17 protein-coding genes and 1 pseudogene are annotated in these 23,069 nt (G+C 72.5%); 8 read left to right on the plus strand and 10 right to left on the minus strand.

Annotated features, from left to right (window positions below; all coding sequences use genetic code 11):
• Positions 1–203 precede the first annotated feature (203 nt).
• From ACFYU9_RS16485 to ACFYU9_RS16515, 7 genes are all read left to right on the plus strand, one after another.
• Positions 204–1,253 carry a universal stress protein gene (locus ACFYU9_RS16485; protein WP_389345160.1) on the plus strand — a complete coding sequence of 350 codons (1,050 nt, stop codon included), beginning with the start codon at positions 204–206 and terminating at the stop codon, positions 1,251–1,253.
• On the plus strand, positions 1,250–1,948 hold the full coding sequence (locus tag ACFYU9_RS16490) for a helix-turn-helix domain-containing protein (protein ID WP_389345161.1): 699 nt from the start codon (positions 1,250–1,252) through the stop codon (positions 1,946–1,948). Before ACFYU9_RS16485 ends, ACFYU9_RS16490 begins: the two co-directional genes overlap by 4 nt.
• 75 nt (positions 1,949–2,023) lie before the next feature.
• Positions 2,024–2,440, plus strand: coding sequence for a universal stress protein (locus tag ACFYU9_RS16495; protein ID WP_389345162.1), 417 nt, complete (start codon positions 2,024–2,026; stop codon positions 2,438–2,440).
• Between the two features lie 117 nt (positions 2,441–2,557).
• Complete coding sequence (locus tag ACFYU9_RS16500) at positions 2,558–3,004, plus strand: Hsp20/alpha crystallin family protein (protein ID WP_389213474.1); 447 nt, start codon at positions 2,558–2,560, stop codon at positions 3,002–3,004.
• Complete coding sequence (locus ACFYU9_RS16505; RefSeq protein WP_389345163.1) at positions 3,001–3,504, plus strand: flavodoxin domain-containing protein; 504 nt, start codon at positions 3,001–3,003, stop codon at positions 3,502–3,504. Before ACFYU9_RS16500 ends, ACFYU9_RS16505 begins: the two co-directional genes overlap by 4 nt.
• A gap of 281 nt (positions 3,505–3,785) precedes the next feature.
• A complete protein-coding gene (locus ACFYU9_RS16510; RefSeq protein WP_389213976.1) occupies positions 3,786–4,514 on the plus strand; it encodes an HAD family hydrolase in 729 nt (242 codons plus the stop codon).
• On the plus strand, positions 4,511–6,919 hold the full coding sequence (locus ACFYU9_RS16515; protein WP_389213478.1) for a glycoside hydrolase family 65 protein: 2,409 nt from the start codon (positions 4,511–4,513) through the stop codon (positions 6,917–6,919). Before ACFYU9_RS16510 ends, ACFYU9_RS16515 begins: the two co-directional genes overlap by 4 nt.
• Positions 6,920–7,231: 312 nt before the next feature.
• Here ACFYU9_RS16515 and ACFYU9_RS16520 read toward each other — a convergent pair.
• Positions 7,232–8,317, minus strand: a pseudogene (locus ACFYU9_RS16520) (MFS transporter); the annotation flags it as partial.
• On the opposite strand from ACFYU9_RS16520, the gene ACFYU9_RS16525 reads away from it, so the two are divergent.
• Positions 8,199–8,486, plus strand: coding sequence for a hypothetical protein (locus tag ACFYU9_RS16525; RefSeq protein WP_389214012.1), 288 nt, complete (start codon positions 8,199–8,201; stop codon positions 8,484–8,486). The pseudogene ACFYU9_RS16520 and the gene ACFYU9_RS16525 sit on opposite strands and share 119 nt — an antisense overlap.
• A 125-nt stretch (positions 8,487–8,611) precedes the next feature.
• On the opposite strand, the gene ACFYU9_RS16530 is transcribed toward ACFYU9_RS16525, so the two are convergent.
• The 9 genes from ACFYU9_RS16530 to ACFYU9_RS16570 form a co-directional block, all read right to left on the minus strand.
• Entirely contained in the window at positions 8,612–11,551 is a 2,940-nt protein-coding gene (locus tag ACFYU9_RS16530) for an ABC transporter permease (protein WP_389345164.1), read from the minus strand.
• Positions 11,548–12,324: an ABC transporter ATP-binding protein gene (locus ACFYU9_RS16535; RefSeq protein WP_389345165.1), complete on the minus strand. Its 777-nt coding sequence runs from the start codon at positions 12,322–12,324 to the stop codon at positions 11,548–11,550. Before ACFYU9_RS16535 ends, ACFYU9_RS16530 begins: the two co-directional genes overlap by 4 nt.
• Before the next feature lie 117 nt (positions 12,325–12,441).
• Positions 12,442–12,951, minus strand: a complete 510-nt coding sequence (locus ACFYU9_RS16540; RefSeq protein WP_389345166.1) for an alpha/beta hydrolase — start codon at positions 12,949–12,951, stop codon at positions 12,442–12,444.
• Positions 12,952–13,106: 155 nt separating this feature from the next.
• Positions 13,107–13,937, minus strand: a complete 831-nt coding sequence (locus ACFYU9_RS16545; RefSeq protein WP_389345167.1) for a DUF1295 domain-containing protein — start codon at positions 13,935–13,937, stop codon at positions 13,107–13,109.
• Entirely contained in the window at positions 13,934–15,247 is a 1,314-nt protein-coding gene (locus ACFYU9_RS16550; protein ID WP_389213488.1) for a class I SAM-dependent methyltransferase, read from the minus strand. Before ACFYU9_RS16550 ends, ACFYU9_RS16545 begins: the two co-directional genes overlap by 4 nt.
• Positions 15,244–15,969 (minus strand): DUF1365 domain-containing protein, encoded by a 726-nt coding sequence (locus ACFYU9_RS16555; RefSeq protein ID WP_389213979.1) that lies wholly within the window; start codon positions 15,967–15,969, stop codon positions 15,244–15,246. The genes ACFYU9_RS16550 and ACFYU9_RS16555 overlap by 4 nt, the downstream gene beginning before the upstream one ends.
• A gap of 80 nt (positions 15,970–16,049) precedes the next feature.
• Complete coding sequence (locus ACFYU9_RS16560) at positions 16,050–17,306, minus strand: NAD(P)/FAD-dependent oxidoreductase (protein ID WP_389213489.1); 1,257 nt, start codon at positions 17,304–17,306, stop codon at positions 16,050–16,052.
• 246 nt (positions 17,307–17,552) lie between these two features.
• Positions 17,553–19,280, minus strand: a complete 1,728-nt coding sequence (locus ACFYU9_RS16565) for an ATP-binding cassette domain-containing protein (protein WP_389345311.1) — start codon at positions 19,278–19,280, stop codon at positions 17,553–17,555.
• Between the two features lie 805 nt (positions 19,281–20,085).
• A complete protein-coding gene (locus ACFYU9_RS16570; RefSeq protein ID WP_389345168.1) occupies positions 20,086–22,764 on the minus strand; it encodes a peptidoglycan recognition protein in 2,679 nt (892 codons plus the stop codon).
• Positions 22,765–23,069: the final 305 nt, after the last annotated feature.

Consider the following 23,069-nt stretch of genomic DNA (forward strand, 5'->3'; position numbering starts at 1 on the left):
GCCCGCTGCGTGCCGGCGGCGCCGGCCACGACGCCGGCGCGTCAGGGCCGCCCGCCTTCCGAAGGCACGCGTCCACCATCCCGGGCACCGCACGGGCAGGGCCCGGTCGGGTTCCGGGCCGGGACCGAACGGCCCTACCCGGTCACCGCGCCCGGTGAAAGCGTGGCAGCGAGCCACCTCGCACGCGGAAGGCGGTGGGGACGATGGAATCGCCCGAGGTGACGGGTCCCGAGGTGACGGGTCCCGAGGCGACGGGCCGCGAGGTGACAGACCCCGAGGTGACAAGCCCCGAGGTGACAAGCCCCGAGGTGACAAGCCCCGAGGTGACAAGCCCCGAGGTGCTGGACCCCGAGGTGCTGGACCCCGTCGTGGTGGGCGTTGACGGCTCCGATGCCAGTCTCGCCGCCCTGGACTGGGCGGTCGACGAGGCGACGCGGCACGGACGCCCGCTGCGGATCGTGCACGCCTCGTCGTGGGAGCGCTACGAGGGCCGGGTGCCCGACGTGAGCACGGAACGGCCCTCCGGGCAGGTCCTCGCGGAGAACATCGTCGCCGCGGCCGTGGAACGGGCCGGGCTGCGTGCTCCGGGGCTCGCCGTCACCGCGGACGTCGTCGCCGAGGACACGTCCAGTGCGCTGCTCCGGGAGGGGCGGCAGGCCGCGTTGCTGGTCGTGGGGTCCCGTGGACTCGGAGGACTGGCCGGCCTGCTGCTCGGCTCCGTCGGCTACGTCGTGGCCGCCCGGGCCACCGGACCGGTGGTGGTCGTCCGTGGCGACCGGTACGCCCTGCAAGCGCGGCACCAGCGGATCCTGCTGGGCGTCGGCGACCGTGACGTGGACGCTCCGGCCGTGCGGTTCGCCCTGCGGGAGGCGGCGGCCCGCGACGCGGAACTCGACGTGGTCGGCGCCTGGCGGCGGCCCGCCCACGGAACCGTCGGCCACCCGCTCCCACCCCGTGGGCCCGCCTCGGCCTTCGAGCACCGGGCGTCGGAACTCCTCGACGACGCCCTTGCAGAGGCGGCCCGCGATTTCCCGCGGGTCCGGATCCGTACGAGCACCGTAGAAGGCCCGGCCGACCGGGTGCTGACCGAGCGCTCCGCCGCCGCCGACCTGCTGGTCGTCGGAGCGCGCCGCAGGGACGGGCTCGTCGGCCGCGAGCTGGGCCGGGTCGCCCACCGGGCGCTGCACCACGCCGCGTGCCCGGTCGCCGTCGTCCCTCCGCGGCAGCCTGAACCGTTGGAAGGAGCCCCATGATGGACGCAGTCGCCCGGCACCACATGAGCGACCTCGGCCGCCGCGTCGAGGCCCGCCGCACCCGCCTCGGCCTGTCCCGGGAGGAGGTGGCCGCCCGGGCCGGATCCACACCCGGCTACATCGGCCTCCTGGAAGAGCAACTGCCCACTCCCGGGATCGAGGTCCTGGTCCGGATCGCCAACGCGCTGGAGACGACCGTCCAGGACCTGACCGGGTACACCGCGGACGTCGCGCCCGGAACGGGCCGGGCCGGCCTGCACGCCAGAATGGACGAGATCGACGCGTCGGAATGCTGGGCGCTGCTCGACGACCACGGCGTCGGCCGCGTCGCCGTCATGGGGGACGCCGGGCCGGAGATCTTCCCGGTGAACTACCAAGTCATGGGCGGAGAGGTCCTGTTCATGACAGCAGAGGACGCGCCGCTCGCGAAGGCGGCGGATTCCGGCACGGCGATCGCCTTCGAGGAAGACCACATGGACGAGGCCTTCAGCCAGGGCTGGAGCGTTCTCCTCGTCGGCCCCGCCCGTACGGTGTCGGACCCGGCGACGGCCCGGGCATTCGGGGACGCCGCCTACTCGACGCCCTGGACCGGCGAAGGGCGGGACGTCCCCGTCGTGCTCACCCCGCACCGGGTGACAGGACGACGGATCCGGGTGCAGGGCGCTCCCGGCACGGAGCCCGGGGGCGGGGACTGATGAACGGGCGCGGTGACGGGCGCCGCTGAGCAGCAGGCGCGCCGCCCCTCGGCCCGGGTGTGACAGCCCGGGCCGGTGCCTGCCGTCTCCGCCTCACACCACGGGCCCCCGGCCACCGTCCTGCGCGACAGGACGGCGGGCGCCGCACTCGCCGTGGCCGAGCGGCGCAGGCTGCTCGCCGAGTCGGTGGCAGGCTGCGCCGAGCGCCACCCGGACGTCGACGTGACGCGGTCGATCGTGCGCGGGCACCCCGTCGAGGAACTCGCCCGGGCCTCACGGCAGGGCCTCGCTGTCGTCGTCGGACGCCGTGGACGCGGTGGCTACTCCGGCATGCGGCTCGGTTCCACCGTCCACGGACTGCTGCACCACGCCGACTGCCCTGTGATCACCGTTCCCCTGCCCGAGACGGGAGGGACGGACGAGATCCCCGGCAGGGCCGACCGGTCCCGGCCCCTCACCCCGCTGACGGACCGATCGGCCCCGGCCGGCTGACCCGCTCGGCACTGGGGCGCACCGGGCCCCGGGCGCCATCGTGGGAGAGGGAGAGGAAGAGGGAGGGATCGACAGGGACCGGCGCCGGCCGGGACCCCGCGACCGAGGAGCAGAACGATGACCGGAGACAAGGTGGAACGCAGGCACAGCCTGATCCCCGACTTCAACGACTGGTTCGGCCGCGAGTTCCCGGGTCTGCCCGGATGGCGGCCCGGCGCCGCCGCCCACTCCATCCCCGTGGAGGTGACCAGCGGTGACGGCGGCTACGTGCTGCGGGCCGAACTGCCCGGCATGGAGCCGGAGGACATCACGATCACCGTCGACGACAACCTGATCACGGTGAGCGCCGAGCACAGCGAGAGCGCGGAGGACAAGGAGCACTCGGAGTTCCGCTACGGATCCTTCCGGCGGACCCTGCGGCTCCCCGCCACGATTCCCGCCGACGCCGTCGACGCCTCCTGCCAGGACGGCATCCTCACCGTCCGCATCCCGATGCCCGAAGCGAAGTCCGGGACCGCACGCAGCATCCCGGTGAAGCGGGTGGAGAAGGGAGAGGGGTCATGAGCACCAAGCGCGTACTCGTCGCCTACGGAAGCAAGCACGGGGCGACCGAGGGCATCGCCGACGAGATCGGCAGGACGCTCCGCGCCGACGGCGTCGACGCGGTCGTCCGGCCGGCCGACACCGTCACCGACGTGACCGGCTACGACGGCGTCGTGCTCGGCGGCGCCCTGTACGCCGGACGCTGGAACGGCAAGGCCAGTCGGTGCGCCCGGCGCAACGCCGAACAGCTGCGCCACCGTCCCGTCTGGCTCTTCAGCAGCGGCCCCCTCGACAGCTCCGCCGAACAGCACGACGTCCCGCCCGCCCCCGGCGTCGCCCGCCGGATGAAGAAGCTCGGCGCGCGCGAGCACATCACCTTCGGCGGTGCCGTGACCGCCGAGACGCCGGGACGCATCGCCGCGTCCATGGTCAGCCACGGCAAGGGCGGGGACTTCCGCAATCCGGAGCGGATCCAGGCCTGGGCGCATCACATCGGCAGCGAACTCGACTCCATGGACTGAGCGGCACCGCCGACGCGTCCGAGGACCCCCGGTCCCGGTTGCGGTGCCCGGGGTTCGCGGAACCCTGGGAGGAGACCGCAGCCGAGGAGGATCCGCGCATGGTCGCTCCCGCCCGGAAACGTGCCGCCGCTTCGAGTTCCCCTCCGAGCTCCCCTCCGAGCTCCCCTCCGAGTTCCCCTCCGAGTTCCCCTCCGAGTTCCTCTCCGAGCTCCTCTCCGAGCTCCTCTCCGGGCCCTGCGCCGGGACCCACGCCGGGATCCACGCCGCCCCGAGCGGTCGTCCTGGACACCGACGGCGTGCTCCTCGACTCGGCCTCCCTCCATGCGGCGGCGTGGAAGACGGCCTTCGACGCCTGTCTCGGCGAGCTGGTGCCAGGGCCCGGGACGTGGGCGCCGTTCGACGCGGACACGGACTACCGTCGCTTCGTCGACGGCAGGCCGCGCTACGACGGAGCCGAGGCGTTCCTGACGGGCCGGGGCATCCGCCTCCGCCCGGGGGAGCCCGGCGACCCGCCCGGGTGCGGCTCCGTCTGGGCGGTCGCGGCGCGCAAGGAAGCGGCCTTCCTGGACCGGCTGGCCACGGAGCGGGTCGCCGCCTTCGACGACGTCGTGACCGCCCTCACGGCACTCCACGCGCTCGCCGTGCCGTGCGCCGCCGTGTCGGCGTCCCGCCACGCCCGGTCGCTGATCACCGCCGCCGGGCTCGACCCGTACCTCGCGGCCGTCGTCGACGGACAGGACGCCGCCCGGCTCGGACTCGCCGGAAAGCCGGACCCCGCGCTCTTCCTGCACGCGGCCGCAATTCTCGGCACGAGCCCGGGCGACACGGCGGTCGTCGAGGACGCGCTCGCCGGTGTCCGCGCGGCACGCCGGGGCGGCTTCGGTCTCGTCGTGGGTATCGACCGCACCGCGGACGGGCACGGCGGCGCCGCCTTGCGGGAGCAGGGCGCCGACCTGGTCGTCGCCGATCTCGCCGCGCTGGTTCACGGCGTATGGGGCGATCGCGCATGAGCACCGGCCGGATGTGGAGGTACGACCGCTACGAGCCGGAACGCGAACAGCTCGTCGAGGTGCTGTGCACCCTCGGCAACGGCCGCTTTGCCACCCGGGGTTCCGCCCCCGAGTGCGGCGCCGGCGGCCCCCACTACCCGGGCACGTACCTGGCCGGCTGCTACGACCGGCGTACCTCGTTCGTCGCCGGTGAGCGGGTGGAGAACGAGGACCTCGTCAACCTCCCGAACTGGACGCTGCTGTCCTACCGCTGCCTGCCGGACGACGGTCCGCCCGGCGCATGGCTGACACCCGACAGCGAGGACCTGCGGCACTACGACGTACAGCTCGACCTGCACGGAGGAGTGCTCACCCGCAGCATGCTCTTCCGTGACGCCCGCGGGCGCGGACTGCGCGTCGGCCACACCCGCGTCGTGCACATGGGAGACGCCCACCTCGCGGCCCAGCGCACCACGTTCCGCGCCTACGGGTGGCGCGGCGCCGTCGAGGTGCGCAGCGTCCTCGACGGCGCCGTCACCAACGCCGGGGTGCAGCGCTACCGGCGCCTGGAGACGCACCATCTCGTGGAGCACCGCAGCGGGTTCGCCCCCGACGGAGTCGCCTGGCTCACCTGCCGTACGGCCGACCCGGGCATCCGGATCGCGATGGCCGTCCGCACCGCCGCCCACATCGCCCGCCCCGCCGGTCCCGTCCCTGCGGCCCGGGAGGTCGCCACGAGCACCGCCACCGTCCAGACGTACCACCTGCCGATCGGCCCCCGTCGCTCCGCGGCCGTCGTGAAGACGCTGGCCCTGCGCGCCTCGACGGACCGGCCGGCCGTGGATCCGCTCGCGGCGGCCCGCGCCGGCCTCGCGCTGGCCCCCGCCTTCCCACGGCTCCTCGCCACGCATCGGGCGGCCTGGCAACGACTCTGGGAGCAGGGAGAGCTGGCCGTTCCGGGAGAGGCCGGCCGGATCCTGCGGCTGCACCTGTTCCACCTGCTGCAGACGCTCTCCCCGCACACGGCCGACCTCGACGCGGGCGTCCCCGCCCGTGGTCTGCACGGCGAGGCGTACCGGGGCCACGTCTTCTGGGACGAGCTCTTCGTGCTGCCCTACTTCAGCCTGCACTTCCCCGAGGTGGCCCGGGCCCTGCTCCTGTACCGGCACCGTCGGCTCCCGGCCGCCCGCGAGGCGGCCCGCCGGGCCGGCGGCGTCGGGGCCGTGTACCCGTGGCAGAGCGCGAGTTCGGGCCGCGAGGAGACACCGGAGCTGCATCTCAACCCCCGTTCCGGGCGCTGGCTGCCCGACCGCTCCCGGCTCCAGCGGCACGTGGGCTCGGCCGTCGCCTACAACGTGTGGCGGTACGCGCGGACCACCGGCGACCGCGGATTCCTGCACTCCGCCGGCGCCGAGATCCTGCTGGAGGTCGCCCGCCACTGGGCGGGGGCGGCGTCCTTCGACCCGGAGAGCGGCCGCTACCGGATCCGCGGCGTCGTCGGCCCCGACGAGTACCACGACGCCTACCCCGACGCCACGGCCCCCGGCATCGACGACAACGCCTACACCAACGTGACCGCCGCCTGGGTGCTCGCCCGCGGCCTGGACCTGCTGGGCGAACTGCCCGACGCCCGGCGCGCCGAGCTGGCCGAGCGGCTGTCGCTCGACGACCGCGAACTCGACCGCTGGGACGACGTCTCGCGCCGCCTTTACGTGCCCTTCCACCACGGCGTGGTGAGCCAGTTCGAGGGCTACGGCGAGCTGGCGGAGCTCGACTGGGACGGATACCGCGGCCGCTACGGCGACATCCGCCGGCTCGACCGGATCCTGGAGGCCGAGGGCGACACCGTCAACCGCTACCAGGCGTCGAAGCAGGCCGACACCCTCATGCTCGGCTACCTCTTCCGGCCCGAGGAGCTGTACGGGCTCTTCGCCCGGCTCGGCTACCGCCTCGACGACGACGGCTGGCGCGCCACCGTCGATTACCACCTGCGGCGCACCAGCCACGGGTCGACGCTCAGCAGCCTCGTCCACGGCTGGGTGCTGGCCCGTCAGAAGGGCGCCGGCGCCTGGCGGTACTGCGAGGAGGCGCTGCTCGGCGACGTGGCCGACATCCAGGGCGGGACGACCGGCGAGGGCATCCACCTCGGCGCGATGGCGGGCACCGTCGACCTCGTCGAGCGCGGGATCACCGGCCTGGAAGCCGGACCGGACGGGCTCCGGGTGGCCCCGGTGACACTGGCGGAGATCCCCCGCTTCGCCTTCACGCTCTGCCTCCACGGCCATCGGGGCGTACGGGTGCGCATGCTTCCGGGCCGCCTGGCCGTCCGGGTCCCGGCCTCGCCGAAGGGCCCGCTCGTCGTCGTGCTCCCCGGCGAACGGCGGTTCACGGTGGCGCCGGGGGAGGAGCGCTGGTTCCGCTTGTGAGGGGTGCCGCCCGGTCATCCGTCGGGGCCGCGCGCGCCGCGCGCCGGGGCGGCGAGACGCGTGGCGTCGGTGTGGTGACGCTCGAAGGCCGGGTGCGGCATCAGGGCCGGGCCCGGACGCTCACGGGACTCGCCGAGCGGGTGGACGGTGTCGTCGCCGTCGTGGACCGGCTGTCCGCCGACGAGGACCGTCGCCGCCCAACTCGGCGTCGCCCTGGGCCTGCGCGCCCGCCTGGTCCGGACGGCGTTCCGGCGGAGGAGCCGGCCGGACCCCCCGTGAAGACGGGGACGACGGCTGAATCCATGCGGCCTGGGAAGCCTCGGGCCACGGAGTTCTCCTGGCCCAGTGGGCTCCGGCCACCAGCACCATCAGGACAGCCGCCGATCCGCCCAGCACCATGACCGTCGAGGGCGAGGAATGGTCGAGGACGGTCCCTCCGGCCAGTGCTCCGACGGAGATGGTCGCCTGGAACGAGGCGGTGAAGAGGACGGAGGAGGCCTCGGGGAAGCCGGGCGAGGCCTTGGTGAACCAGGTCTGCGAACAGACCGGAACGGCTCCGTACGCGACGCCCCAGACGACCAGCAGGGTCACCGCTCCCACGGCCGACCGGCCGAGGACCGGCAGGAGCAGCGTCGCGGCGCCGATCAACGCGGCGGCAGCGGCGAAGGTCGCCCGGGGGTAGCGGCCGGCAGTCGATCCGCCGAGGAAGTTGCCGACGATTCCGGCCGCTCCGTAGACGAGCAGAGCGACCGTGACGAGAGTCGGACTCACCCGGGTCACCTGCTCCAGGAAGGGAGTGACGTACGTGTACGTGTCGAAGTGGGCGAGCACGACGAGGAAGGTCGTCACCAGGGCGAAGCGGGTGTCGACGCTCCGGAGCATGTCGCCGAGGACGTCGAGGCGGGTCGCCCGTCGGGAGGGGAGCGGCGGGACGACCAGGAACAGCAGGACGAGGACGGCCAGCGTGAACCCGGCCATCACCATGAACGCCGCCCGCCAGCCCGCGAGGTCACCGATGAACGTGCCCAGCGGCACCCCGAGTACGGAGCCGAGCGGAACCGCGGAGAAGATCACCGAGGTCGCGCGGCCCACGAATCTCGCGGGCACCAACTGACCGGCGAGCCCGGCTCCGATGGACCAGAAGCCGCCGATGGTGACGCCCACCATGACGCGGGAGACCAGGACCAGCCAGTAGTCCGGCGCGACGGCGGCCAGGAAGTTGGCCAGCGCCAGCAAGAGGACGAACACACCGAGCATGACCCGCCGGTCGACACGCCCCGTGGCCACCGTGACCAAGGGAGCGGAGACCGCGGCCAGGAAGCCCGGCATGGTCATCATGAGACCGGCCATTCCGTCCGAGACGGTGAAACTCGACCCGATCGAGGTCAGCAGCCCGATCGGCAGAATCTCGGTGGTGACGATCGAGAAGATCCCCAGCATCACCGACATCACGGCCGTCCAGGAAGCTGCGGACGAACGCTCGGGCGGTGCAGGGGATCGGACAGAAGCGGTGGTCGACGTGGACATCGAATCCCCTCGTGAGGTGAACGTCGCATGCGGAGCGTGACCACCAGTCCAGCAGGAACGGGCACCGAGCTCTGGCGGATTCCCGACGTCGACGATCAGCGGCCGGCCCCGCGCACCTCCGGCGGGTACGGACGCCGCCGACGGACGAAGAGGGCCCGGAAACGGTCAGTCCGAGACGCGGACGGCGCGTGCCGGGCGGATGGCGGCGGCTCGGCGGGCCGGGCCCACGGTGGCCAGGAGCGAGGCGATGAAGGTGGCCGCCGCGAGGCCGCAGATGCTGGTCCACTCGATGGGGAAGCCGCCTTCGAGGCCCGTGAACGCCGCGCTGTTGCGGTACATGAGCCAGGTCGTGAGCACACCGAGGAGGGAGCCGAGCACGATGCCCTCCAGGGCGACGAACGCGCTCTCCCACAGGAAGGACCTCCGGACGGTGCGCGCGCGGAAGCCGAGGGCCCGCAGGATGCCGATCGTGCGCCGGCGTTCGCGCACGGCGCGGACCATGACGACTCCGAGGCCGGTGACGCCCACGCCGAGACCCAGGGCGAGGAAGCCCTGCATGAGGTGGAAGAACGCGGTGCTGGAGTCGAACTGGTGGCGGATCTCGGAGGCGATGGGCGTGGCCACCAGGCTGGCCGGCAACCGCTCGCCCTGCAGCCGGGTCGCCAGCGCGTCGGGAGAGGTGCCGGGGCGCGTGCTGACCAGGGCCGAGGCGTTCTGGGCCTGGTCGCCGAAGAGCTGGCGCATGGTCCGGTCGCCCATGACGACGGGGTACGTCGTGGAGGACGCGCCGGTGCCCGGGTAGAAGACCATCCCGTTGCTGAGCACGCCCGCGATGACCTTCTGCTGGCTGAGGCCCGTCCGCGGGTCGGTGAGCGTGAGGGTGTCGCCGGGGTCGTAGAAATCGCCGGCCGGGCCGCCGGTGCTCCCGAAGAAGCCGTCGATGACGACGAGACGGGAGTCGGTCGCCAGCGCGTGCCACACCGCGGGGTCGTCCGGCAGCCCGGGCAGCCGTTCGCGGAAGGTGATGCCGCTGATCGCGCCGTTCGGCACTCCCACGGCCGCCACGTCCAGCGGCCGGGTGCTGCGGTGGCCCGGATCGCTGGCCCGGCCGGTGGCGTTGAGCAGCGGAGTGACGGCGGAGATCCCGTCGGCGGGCGGGCCGCCCCGCAGGTCGGAGACCAGCCGGTCGCCCGCGACCTGGGGGTTGTAGTCGAGCCGCAGGGAATAGCCGGCCGTGGCGTCGGCGACCACGCCGTCGACGCCGGCGCGCAGGATGCCGGAGATCTCGGTCAGCAGGACGAGCACCAGCACGATCAGCGTGTACATCACGAGCGTGGCGCCCGTACGGAACCGCTTCGCCAGCGGGTAGGCGACCGCGAGCCGCGCCGCCAGGCCCGACTCCGACGGCCGTTCGAGGAGCCGCCGTACCGGACGGAGCAGCGTCTTCTGGTTGTCGCTGACGAGGACCACCGCGGAGAAGGCGGCGAGGGCTCCCTGGACGACGTACGCGGACATGGAGGGCGCGTCGAAGATCCGGGGACGCAGGACCGGCGCGAGCAGGGTCCAGGCGAGCACGGTGCCCGCGACGAGCGTCGTCGCGGCGTGCCGGGACATCGCGCGCATCAGGGCGGGGGTGGCGAAGGCGATGGCGAGCGCCGGCAGCAGGTAGGTCGCGTCGGCCTGGCTGCGGGCCACGGCAGGGACGGCGGCGAGCGCGAAGAGCACGGACAGGGCGCCGCACACGACGAGCAGCCGGCGCCGCGGGCGGCTCCCGGACGCCGAGGGGATGTCCCGGATGGCGGCGATGATGTTGAACCTGCTGATGCGGACGCTGGTCGCGAGGATCGCGGCGAACGCGATGAGCAGGCCCATGGCCGCGCCGTTGAGGATGCTGGTGGGGGTGACGGCGAAGGTGATCCGCAGGCTGCTTCCGCCGACCGACCAGCCCTGGAAGATCTCCGCGGCGACCACGGCGACCCCCCAGCCGACGGCGACGCCGATGGCCACGGCCGGCAGGGCGGACAGCAGCGCGTACGCCGCGCCTTCGAGGGTGAAGGAGCCGACCAGGCGCGAGCGCTTCATCCCGATCGCCCGCACCATGCCCATCTGGGACTTCCGTTCCTCGCCCAGCATGACGAAGATGTTCACGAGCAGCAGGGCGCCGGCGATGATGCTGAAGCTGCCGATCATCAGGAACAGCGCGCCGAGCGAGTCCCCGGCCTGCCGGGCGTCCCGCAGCACGGTGTGCTTCGGGGTGTCGACCGTCGCCTGGGCGGACAGGGGGCCCACGGCCTCGTGGATGTCCGCGGTCACCTTCGCGGTCAGGGCGTCACCGCTCTCGACGCCGCCGCGATTGGAGACGAAGGTGACCGAACGCGGCTCCGTCCCGGCGGCCCGGGCGGCCGCGTCCAGGGTGCCCGGCGCCAGGAAGGCATCGCGGTTCAGCCTGCCGCCCAGGCCGACTCCGGCCAGGCCCCGCTCCGGTACCACGCGGTCCACCCGGAAGGTGTGCGGGACGCCGAACAGGTAGAGGGTGACCGGCTCGCCCGCACCTGCCCGCAGGGAACGCGCCAGCGGCGCGTTGAGCACGACCCGGCCGGGCTTCGGGGCCGGTCCCGCGAGACCGGAGCCGCCGTTCCGGGCACCGAATCGGGACGCGTCGTCGAAGTTCATCTGCCAGGCCAGGACGCGTGGTTCGGCGACCGGCCGGCCGCCGCTGCGACCGACGGCCGACGCCTGGCTGACCCGGGCGGTCAGCACACCGTCGACATCGGGGTCGCGCGTCAGGGCGGCGAGCCGCCCGGTGATCGCGTGTCCGGCCGGACCGGACGGGGCGACGACGCGCTCGTCCACCGGGCCCAGCGTCCGGTACGCCTCCTGGCGCACCGAGAAGTTCAGGGTGTCACCGACGACCAGGGCCCCGATGACGATGGCCGTTCCGAGGACCGATCCGCCGATCACCAGCGCGGCCTCGGTGGGCCTTCGGGCGAGCTGGCGGAAGGCGAGACGGCGTGAGACGGGTTGCCGTACGGCGACCACCACGAGCAGCGCCAGCGCCAGCGCGAGTGCGATGAGCAGCGGGGCCAGGAGGTTCGGATACATCATCGGCCCCGGGGCGTTCCGGTGACCGGGGCCGGGGCCGGGGGCGCGGCCGGGGCCGGGGCCGGGGGCGCGGCCGGGAGGTGCTGCGGGACGTCGTCGACCAGCCGCCCGTCGCGCATCCGGATCAGCCGGGGGACGCGGGCGCCGATGGCACCGTCATGGGTGACCAGGACGATCGTCTGGCCCTCGTCCCGGTTGAGGTCGTACAACAGGTCCATGACCTGGCCGGCCATCGCGCTGTCGAGGTTTCCCGTCGGTTCGTCCGCCCACACGACCGCCGGCCGCCCGGCGAGGGCGCGGGCGATGGTGACCCGCTGCTGCTCGCCGCCGGACAGTTCGTTCGGCCGGTGCTCCACGCGGTGCGCGAGGCCCACCCGGTCGAGCATCGCCAGCGCCGTGCGCCGCGCCTCGCGCGGCCGGGTGCCCACGAGCAGCAGGGGGAGTTCGACGTTCTCCACCGCGGAGAAGACCGGGATGAGGTTGAACGACTGGAAGACGAAGCCCATCGCGCGGGCCCGGTGCTCGGTGCGCGCGGCGTCCGACATGGCGAAGAGATCGTGACCGTCGATCTCCACCCGGCCGTCGTCGATGTCGTCGAGACCCGACAGACAGTTCAGCAGGGTCGTCTTCCCGGACCCGGACGGGCCCATGACCCCGACGAGCTCGCCGTGACGCACGACGAGATCCAGGCCGTCCAGAGCGGTGACCGCGACGGAGCCCGCCCGGTAGATCTTGCGGACCCCCGTGGCGATCAGGAGGGGCCGGTCGCTGCTCATGTCTTCCATACGAACCCCGCAGGGCGCGTACGGCTACGGCCGTTCGGGCTCGTGCCGGGGGACAACCGGCCCCATCCGGAGCCGGCCGGCCGGGCCGGGCACGACGCGGCGCCCCCTTCAGCAGGTCCGGCCCCGCTCGCTGCCGACGAGCCCGGCCACGAGTTCCGCCACGTGCCGGTGCCAGTCGCCGGCTCCGCGCAGCATCGCGTGACCGCCGGCGGGCATCCGGATCCCCGTGGCATCGGCCCCGACGGCGCGGGCGCGGTCGACGAAGTCCCAGGACTCCCGGGCAGAGGTGACACGGTCGGCCTCGTCGTGGAGGAGGAAGACCCGTCGGCCGGCGAGGTGATCGACCGGATCACCGGGCGGGCACCACGGGGCGAGGGCGACCACGCCCCGCACCGCCGGATCTCCCGCGGCCCACAGGGCGGCCCGACCACCCATGGAGTGACCGATCAGAACGACCGGGACGCCGCCCGTACGTTCCCGGAGCTCCGCCAGGGCGGTCCGGGCATCCCTGGCCGCGTCGGCCTGTTCTCCGTTCCAGCCCCTGCGCCGGTACCTCACGCGGCCGACACTCACGGGTGCCGGCACCGCGCGACGCACGGCGGAACCGAAGGGCCTCATGCGGAGGGCGGCGAGGTCGAGGCGTGAGGGTGAGCGAAGTCCTTCGGCACGTCCTCCCGGAAGCAGGAGCACCGCGGCGACCGGCGCGGAAGGCGCCCGGTCCAGGATCAGGCACGCTCCCGCCCGCCCGCTGTTCCGGTCGGACGCGGACACGGTCACCACGCGCGGGGCCGCGTCGGGCGGACCGGCCGCCGCGGCGGGCGGGGGAGGAAGCCGCTCGTCCTCGCACGGTAGTCCGCGTATCCGGGGCGTCGGGCCATGTGGTTCTCCAGGAGTCTCTTGCCGCTTCCGAAGACGAGCAGGCCGCTCATCACCAGAGGCGAGACCAGGGTGAGCGCGGCAGTCTGCCACGACGCGCATGCCGTGAGGTAGAGGCCCCACCAGACGAGGAAGTCGCCGAAGTAGTTGGGGTGCCGGGTCCAGCTCCACAGGCCCTGGTCCATGATGCGGCCCCTGTTCGCCGGGTCGGCCTTGAACCGGGCCAGCTGGTGGTCCCCCGCCGCCTCGAAGAACAGCCCTGTCCCCCACAGTACGAGTCCGGCGACCGCCACGTCGTCGAGCGGCTCGGGCACGAGCACGGCGACCTGCACCGGCAGGGACACCAGCCAGACCAGGGCGCCCTGGAGGAGGTAGACGGTGCGCAGGGCGTAGAGGCTCGGATTGCCCCGGGCACGGGCCAGCATCCGCGCGTACCTCGGGTCCTCGCCCGCTCCGCGGCCGCGCCGGTGGATGTGGACGGCGAGCCGGAGGCCCCACACGACGGTGGCGAGCGTGACGGCGGCCCTGCGGCCGCCGTCACCGTACCCGTCGGAGAGGAACCAGGAGACCACGGCCACGGCGGCGAAGGCGACGCCCCAGGCGACGTCGACGACGCGGTGGATTCCCCGGGCGCTGCCGATCGCGAACGTGATCAGCATGACCGTCAGCGCCGCGCCGGCCGAGGCCGCGAGGACGAGCACGAGGGCGCCCGTGTCGACGGCTGTCATCTCCGGCGCCCCCGCTCCTGTCCTGTGGCCTCGGTGAGGACGAGCTGGCGGACGTCGAGGTAGCCGGCGCGGAACCCGGCCTCCGCATAGCCGAGGTAGAACTCCCACATGCGGCGGAAGACACGGTCGAAGCCGAGGTCTTCGACGGCCTCCCTCTCGCCTAGGAACTTCTCGCGCCACAGCCGGAGCGTCTCGGCGTAGTGCTCGCCGTAACCGGCGTCGTGGACGACGCCGAGTCCGGCGGCGCAGCCGTGCCGGGCGATCGCCTCCCGCGACGGGATGAGTCCCCCGGGGAAGACGTACTTGCTGATCCAGGTGTGGGTGCGGGCGGTGTCGAGCATCCTGTCGTGCGGCATGGTGATCGCCTGGAGTACGGCGCGTCCGCCGGGCGCCAGGAGTCCGCGCAGGGCCCCGAAGTAGTCGGGCCAGTACTCGGGGCCGACGGCCTCGATCATCTCCACGCTGACCACGGCGTCGTAACGGCCGCTCGCTTGGCGGTAGTCGAGGAGTTCGACGTCGACCCGGTCGGCGTATCCGGCCGCCCGGATCCGCTCCTGCGCCAGGGCCCGCTGCTCGTCGGAGAGCGTGATCGTGCGGACACGGGCCCCGCGGGCGGCGGCGCGCAGGGCGAGTTCGCCCCAGCCCGTTCCGATCTCCAGAAGCCTCGTGCCGGGGCCGACGCGCGCCAGGTCGAGGAGCCGGTCGATCTTCCGGTGCTGGGCGGCGGTGAGATCGGCGAAGGAGGCCGGCAAGGAGTCGAAGACGGCGGACGAATAGGTCAGGCCGGGGTCGAGGAACAGGGCGAAGAGCTCGTTGGAGAGGTCGTAGTGGCGGTGGATGTTGCGCCGGGCCCCTTCGAGCGAGTTGCGGTCGTCCCGGGGCCTGCCGTGCACCCAGGCGCCGCGCAGCCGGCGCAGCGGTGCCGGGGCGAGGTCGTCGACGTGACGGGCGAGGACCGTGAGCAGTCCGACGAGGTCGTCGCTGTCCCATTCGCCGGCCATGTAGGACTCGCCGAAGCCGATGAGGCCGTCCGCGCCGATCCTCCGGTAGAAGGCCTGGGGCTCGTGGAGTGTCAGCGTCGGCAGGCCGACGGGGGTGTCCGCCGGGGCCGCCGGGGAACGGTCGCCTCGCGGCACGGCGCTGCGGATCGGCAGACGGGCGAGGGCGCGGTCCACGAGGGTGCGCGCGACGGCCGTGCGCACGGCGGAGGCGCGGGGGAGCCGGGCGACGTCCGGCCATCGTTCGGCGTCGACGGGGGAGAGGTCGTTGCCGGTCTCGTGTGCGTGGACCCGGGGCGGCAGGAGAGTCATCGCATTCCTTCTTGCGTCGGAGGGGCGGGCCGGGTTCGGACGGGCAGCCCCTTGAGGTAGAGGCGGATCCCGTGGAGGCGGATGCCGAGCGACACCGCCACGGTCGACCACGGGTGACGCAGTGCCGCGGCGAGGAGCGTCCGTGTCCCCGCGGGACGGTGGGTTCCGCGGACGGTGGCGGTCAGAGGGCGGGAGCCGTCCGCGTGGCAGAGCCGGACGGTGACGTCGAGCCGGTCGCCGGGCAGGGGCACCCGCATCCGATAGGAGCCCTCGACATCGAAGAACGGTGAGACGAAGAAGTCCTTGGGGACCTCGTCGCGGCCCTGCGGGTCGGGCCGCAGCAGGTAGCAGTGGCGCTGCCCGTACGTGTTGTGCACCTCCGCGATCACGCAGACGAGACGTCCGCCGGCGCTCTGGCACCAGTACAGGGTGAGCGGGTTGAAGACGTATCCGAGGACCCGCGCGTGACCGAGCATCAGGACCCTGCGGACGGGTTCGGTCACGCCGTTGGCCGCGAGGAAGGCCTCGACGCCGGCGCGGAGGGTGGGGGCGGCGCCGCCGAAGTGGTCACGGGGGTCGAAGCGGGCGAGGGGACGCAGGACGCGGGGAAGCCGGGGCAGGTCGTCGATGTCCACCAGCCAGAAGTACGTGCGCCAAAGGAACCGGTACCGCACGGGCGTCACCCGGGTGTGCACGACCTCGCTCAGGTAGAGAGCGGGCAGACGGGCACACGAAGGCCCCGCGGCGCCGTCGAGGGGTGCGCCGGCTTCCGCCCGGGCCGCGCGGGAGGTCCTCGCCCTGTTCACCAGTTCACCCCGAGGGCCCGGGCCGCCTCGACGCCCGAGCGGCAGCCGTCCTCGTGGAACCCCCAGCCGTGATAGGCGCCGGCGTAGGCCGTGACGGAGGTGTTCAGGTCCGGGAGCATGCCCTGCGCGGCGACGGACTCGGGGGTGTACACGGGGTGCTCGTACGTCATCCGCGCAAGCACGGCCGACTCGTCGACCCGCCCCCCGGGATTCAGCGTGACGATGTGCGGCTCGTCGCAGCCCAGGCGCTGCAGGCGGTTCATGTCGTAGCTGACGTGGACGGATCCGGGACGGGCGGTGCAGGACGGCAGCCAGTAGTTCCAGGAGGCCCTGGCGTGCGGGCTCCGCGGCAGGAGGCGGGTGTCCCGGTGCAGCACCGTCGGGTTCCGGGAGTACGTGAACGCCCCGAGGACGCGCCGTTCCCGCGCGGTCGGATCGGCGAGCAGCCGCAGCGCCTGGTCGGGATGGAGCGCCAGGACGACCGCGGAGTGCGTGGTCGACTCGCCCGCCTCGGTGATGACGCGGGCGTGATCGGCGCCGCGTACGACCGTGCGGACGGGCGTGGAGGTGCGGACCGCGTGGACTTCCTTGGCGACGCGTGCCACGTAGGAGGCGGAGCCGCCGGTGACCGTCTTCCACTGCGGGGAGCCGGTCATCGACAGCAGACCGTGATGGTCGAGGAAGCGGAAGAGGTACGCGGCGGGATAGCGGAGTGCGGTGTCCGGGGCGCAGGACCACACGGCGGAGACGAGCGGGATCGCGAAGTGGCCGACGAAGTACGGCGTGAAGCGGTGGTCGCGGAGGAAATCGCCGAACGTCCGCGTCCCGTCGCCGGCCGCCAGGAGACGACGCGCCGCCCGGTGGAAACGCGGCACGGCGGCGAGCATGCGCAGGTGGGACGCGCGCGCCAGGTTGCCGCCGCCCAGCAGGCCCCGCGGCCCGCGGGCACCGGCGTACTCCAGGCCGCAGCCGTCGCAGCGGACGGACATGCTCATCTCCGCGTCCTGAGTCGCCACGCCCAGCTCGCGGAAGAGGCGCAGGAGCAGGGGATAGGTCTTCTCGTTGTGGACGATGAAGCCCGTGTCGACACGGACGACCCCGCCTTTGCGCAGGGGCAGTTCGTGGGTGTGCGCGTGACCGCCGAGGCGTTCGTCGGCCTCGTACAGGGTGACGTCGTGGACGCGGGACAGCAGATGGGCGGCTGTCAGGCCGGCCACTCCTGCCCCCACCACCGCGATGTTCTGGCGATTCATCCTTCCACCCCTCAGGAGTCGGTTCCGCCGTGTCGCGTCTCCGCCCTTGCCCCGTCAGCGTGTTCCGGGTGTGCGAGGCGGAACAACTCGCATCGTTTGCGCATCGAATGCCTGCAGCGATTGGCAGGAGGGATCGGACGATCGGGTATGCGGAACCGCCCGGGGTCTTCACCTCGGGCGGTTCGGCGTGGCAGCTGCTACGGCGCGGCTTTGCTTACTCCCAGTACGGCGAGGACAGGGCGTCGGTCAGCGGTCCTGGGAAAGAGCGAGGAGTTCGGCGAAGGTGCCGCCGGCGTGGACGAGGTCGTCGTAGCGGCCCTGTTCGGTGATGCGGCCCTGTTCCATGACCACGACGTGGTCGGCGATCTTGGTGTTCTCCAGGCGGTGGGTGATGACGATGGTGATGCGGTCGGCGGCGATGGCCTTGATCTGCTCGAACATCTGGTGCTCGCCCCGCGGGTCCATCTGGGAGGTCGGCTCGTCCAGGATCAGCAGTCCGGGCCGGCGGTAGAGGGCGCGGGAGCAGGCCAGGCGCTGCCACTGGCCGCCGGAGAGTTCCGCGCCGCCGAAGATCTCGCGCGCGAGGAGTGTGTCGAGGCCGGCGGGCAGGTCCTCGACGGCCTCGCGCATGCCGACGGCGTCGACGGCGTCCCACACGGGTCCGTCGTCGTGGGTGCGGGGCTGGCCGAGGGTCACGTTCTCACGGACGCGCAGGGGCCATTGGGCGAAGATCTGGGGGACGAGGCCGGTGTGCTGCCAGATGGTGGCCGGGTCGGTGTCGGCGAGGTCGGTGCCGTTCCAGGTGACGCGGCCCTTGTCGGCGAGGTAGATGCCGGTGATGAGGCGGGTGAGGGTCGACTTGCCGGAGCCGTTGACGCCGACGATCGCCAGGATCTCGCCGCGACGCAGGCGCAGGGACACGCCGTTGACGGCCGGCGTGTCCTTGCCGGGGTACTGGTAGGAGACCTCCTCCAGGCGGATCTCCTCCGTGACAGGGCCGACCGCGCTGGTCCCGCGTCGGGGTGCGCGGGCCTCGGCGTCGTCGAGGAAGGCCTCCATGTCGGTCAGGTACAGGCTGGTGTGGAAGAGGGCGGCGCCGTTGAGGATCACCTGGGAGAGCGCGGCGAGCGTGGCCTGAACGGCGACGACGGCCGTCGCGGCGAGCGCGACGGCGATCCGTCCGGTGGCGGCGAGCCACGCCAGTGCACCCCACGTCGCCAGCAGGAACGCACCGGCGGCCAGGGAGGAGACGAGAGAGATCCACAGCGTGCGCGGGGCCGCGGCCAGGTTCCGCCGGTCACAGCGCTCGGACAGGGAGCCGTACCAGAACAGCAGGTAGTCGGTCATCGAGTTGGCGCGGACCTCGTCGCCGTACTTCGGGTTCGTCGACCACCAGCGCATCATGCCGCGCACGTTGCGGTCGGCGATGTTCGCGTAGTGGATCTCGTAGTCCACTCGGGCGGTGAGCACCGCGCCGACGCCCGCCGGCAGCACCGCGAGCAGCAACAGCGGCAGCAGCAGCGGGTTGAGCACGCTGAGCGCCCCCGCGGCCGTGACCATCCTGACCAGAGCCGACAGGAACCGCTGGGCGTCGCTGACCATCACGTGGGTGCGGACCACGCCCATCTCCGCGGCCTCCTGGCGGTCCGAGAAGCCGTCCACGGCGTACGCCGACGCCTCGACGCGGCAGACCGCCGCGACCAGGGCGGTGTCCGCCTCGGTGGTGAGCCGCGGAGTGATGCGACGCTCGGCGTACGTGGCCACGGCGCCCGCCACCCGGGTCAGCGCGGCGGCGACGCCGACCACGACCAGCGCCGGCACCGCGCCGTACAACCGGTCGGCCACGCTCCCCGCGCCGAGCAGCGGACGCATCGCGCCGGCCGTCGCCGCCAGCAGCACCGCGGCGGCGGCACCGGTGACCAGCGGACAGGCCAGGAGAAGCACGACGGCCCGGCGGTCGATGCGCCACGACATGCCGATGATGCGGGCGAGGACCTTCGGGACCTGGCCGCCGAGCCTGCGGAAGGAGGCCTCGCCGAGGGGGTTCACGGAGTACTCCCCGGTGTACCGGATCTCCGCCGGCGGAGGGGGAGGAACCGCCCCGTCCTTCGGGAACTCGCGTGTCCCTGATCGTGTGTCTGATCGTGTCTCTGATGCGCTCAACTGCGGACCTCCATCACCGGTGTGCTCGGCTTCCGTGACGACACCGAGCTCAACGACGTGGCCGCGATATCGAACACGCGTGTTTGAGCCGAGCCGGGAAGCCCGAGACGGAGGGCTCGGCGTCGCATGGAGGATGCACGGACCCTTGTTCGGCCTGGGGTGGGAAGGATCCGCCGATGGCCGACATGCCGAGCGTCGATGCGCAGGTGACGGGTGGGTTTCCGGACCCGGTCACGGGCTGCGGCGGGCGGTCGATAATTCAGGTGAGCGCGAAGGAACGAGCCGGCCTTCAGGAGGTCTTGGCGACGTACCGAGGGAAGGACGGTCCTCGTGTCGGGCCATGTGATGAGCGAGATGGAGAATGCGGCCGACCGCCTCGTCGTCATCGGACACGGCCGACTCCTCGCCGACACGGGTGTCGAGGACCTCATTCCGAAGCACCGGCCGCCGGCACGTGCTCGTCCGCAGCCCGCGCCAGGACGTGGACGGCCTGCTGGTTCTCCGGGCCGGCATCCCTCAGGGCGGAGGGGCGTGTGGCGGGAGCCGTGATCCCATCCCCATGTCGAAGGGCCCGCCTCCGTAGGGAAGGCGGGCCCGAACTAGACCTGGAATCAGATCACTTGAGGAAGTAGCCGGTGATGTCGCCGAGCAGGTCGACGGTGCCGGCGTGGTTGTAGAAGCTGATCTTCCCGTCGGCGCTGACAGGGACGACCACGAGGTTCGGGATCGTCAGCCCGGCGGTGAAGTTCAGGTTCGACACGGGCGGACGGACCTGGTCGCTCGGGTAGACCGAGACCCAGCCGGAGTTGGTCGGGTTCGTCGCCGTCACGTTGATCACGACCGCCTTGACCCCGCTCGCAGGGATGCCGTTGACCCCGGCGACCTTGAGCGTGACCGACTGCTGGGCGCCGACCGGTGCCTTCGGCGCACCGAGGCCCGCCATCGTGTTCATCACCCGCATCGGGCCGATGTTGATGTGCTTGGCCTCGGTGCTGTCGGTGGTGAAGTAGCCGGTGATGTCGCCGAGCAGGTCGACGGTGCCGGCGTGGTTGTAGAAGCTGATCTTCCCGTCGGCGCCGACGGGGACGATCACCAGGTTGGGGATCGACTGGCCCGCCCTGAAGTTCAGGTTCGACGTGGTCGGGCGGACCGTGCCGCTCGGGAAGACGGAGACGTAACCGGACGTGGTCGGGTTGGTCGCCGTCACGTTCATGACCACGGCCGTGACACCGCTGGACGGGATGCCCGCGGTGCCCGTGACCTGGAGCGAGACGGTCGCGGCCGGGCCGATCTTGGCCTTCGGCACGCCGACGCCCGCGAGGGTGTTCATGATGCGCGCGGGGCCGGTGGGGGCGAACGTCGACCCCGTGTCGTCCTTGAGGTAGTAACCCGTGAGGTCGGCGAGCAGGTCGACCGCGCCCGCGTGGTTGTAGAACCGCACCTTGCCGTCGACGACCGGGACCACCACCAGGTTCGGGATGGACACCCCCGCCTTGAAGTTGAGGTTCGACGTGGTCGGGCGCGCCGTCCCGTTCGGGTACACCGAGACGTAGCCGGACGTGGTCGGATTCGTGGCGGTCACGTTGAGCACGACGGCGCCGATGCGGGAGGCCGGGATGCCGTCCACACCCGCGATGTCGAGCACGACCTCCTGGCCCGCACCGACCTTGGCCTTCGGCACGCCGACGCCCGCGATGGTGTTCATCAGCCGCTTCGGGGCGACCGGGTGGAGCGTCTTCGGGCCGGGCACGGTCACGGTGACCGCCGGCGAGGTCGTGACCTTGCCGGAGGTGTGCGTGGCGCGGACGGCGACACGATGGTCCCCGTAGCCGCTGACGGTGACGGACGCACCGCGCGCGCCGCCGGCGGTGGTCGCGGCCACCTGGTCGTCGACGAGCACCTCGAACCGGTGGATGAGGTCGCTCGACGTGCTGGTGGACCAGTTCACCGTGACGGGGCCGGTCGTCTCGTAGCCGCTTCCGGCCTTGGTGGCGCCGCCCGCGAGGCCGCTGATCGCGAGCCCGGTGACGGAGCCGGTGGCGTAGGAGCGGATGGTGGACAGCTGCGGGTAGAGCTGGTCACCAGGGCAGGCGGTGGCGTAGCCGTCGCGGTGACCGGAGATCGCGTTGAACTCGTACGTCTGACCGAGCGTGAACTGCTTGCCGCCCACGGTCTGTGTGGCGCCGGCGGTCAGTGTCGCCTTGCCGGCCGGGTCGACCCCGTATTGGCCGAGCTTGTACGCGATGATCTTCGAGACGGCGGCGAGGGCGGCATTCGACGCGCCCTCCTGCATGTAGTTGCCGATGACGGCGACGCCGGTGGACTGGGCATTCCAGCCGTAGGTGTGCGCGCCGTAGACGGGCTGGTCGATGCCGCCCTTGCGGCCCTCGAAGATCGTGCCGCACTTGTCGACGAGGAAGTTGTAGCCGATGTCGCGCCACCCCTCGACCTTCATGTGGTAGTCGAGGATGCTCTTGACGACGCTCGCCGACTGGCTGCACTCGTACGGCGCGCTGTCGGTGTGGTGGACGAACGCCGCCTTGATGCTGCCATCGGGGAGGTAGATCGCCGGTTCGGTGACCGTGCTCTCGTCCACGCCCCACTCGGCGCGCGTGACGACCCTCGGCTGTGGCGCCGTCGACGCCGGACCGGGCGTCGTGGGCGGGGTGGTCGGCGGGTCGTCGGCCGCGAAGGCGACGGGCTCGGTGTCGAGGCCGCCGTTCTTCTTCGCCTCGGCGCCGGCGCCGCTCGGGTCGACCAGGTTCAGCGTGAGACCGCGGGGAAGCGTGCCCGCGGCCGCGCCGTCGCTGATACGAACCTCGGCGCCGTCGGAGGGGCCGACCCACTTGGGCTCGGTCGAGCCCGGCGCCCCGGTCCGCACACCGTCCATGCCGGCCGGCTGCGGCTCCAGCTCGATCCAGTCGGACCACTTGCCGGTCTCGATGCTGCGGGTACGGGCCTCGATCGTGCCCTTGATGTGCGCGTGCGGGTTCGCCCAGGTCACACCGAGCAGACCGAAGGGTTCTGTGCCGCGACGCGAGAGGATCGCCTCGCCATTGCCCTTGTCGGTCAGCCCGAGCCGGTGGATCTGGCTCGGGCGGGAAGATGCCCTGCCGGCCTGCGCGCTGTAGAGGCTCGGCGTGTCCGCGCTCCCCTTGTCGTCCTCGTTCCCGAAGACCGCGCCGTTCGCCGCCGCCTGAAAGGCGAGGACCGTGACACCCGCGAGTGCGGCACCTACCGCCGTGCGGCGTACCCGCGTACCCGTTTTACGACGTGCTCGACGTCCCGATCTCACGTTGTCTCCACCTCTGGTTAACGGCCATGACACTCCTGACTCGCCGCATGCTAGAGGCCGTCAGATTTGCGCCTGCCATCGGGGTGGGGCGGACCTCGTGCCCCGCGCCGCGAAGCTGCCACAGGGTGATGGTGAAGCCGCCTTCGACCGGCATCAGAAACCGCTTGCCATCGTCACGCTCGGGCTGTAGTACGTGAGGCCTGAGAGCCCGCACCGGCATCGGAACGGGCCCTGATGCCGGCGTCGCCACGGTGACCGGTGCCTTCGACGGTGAGGTCGTGAACCGGACTGATCACTGCCGCGAA

The organism is Streptomyces sp. NPDC004327 (assembly GCF_042873935.1).
GTDB lineage: Bacteria > Actinomycetota > Actinomycetes > Streptomycetales > Streptomycetaceae > Streptomyces.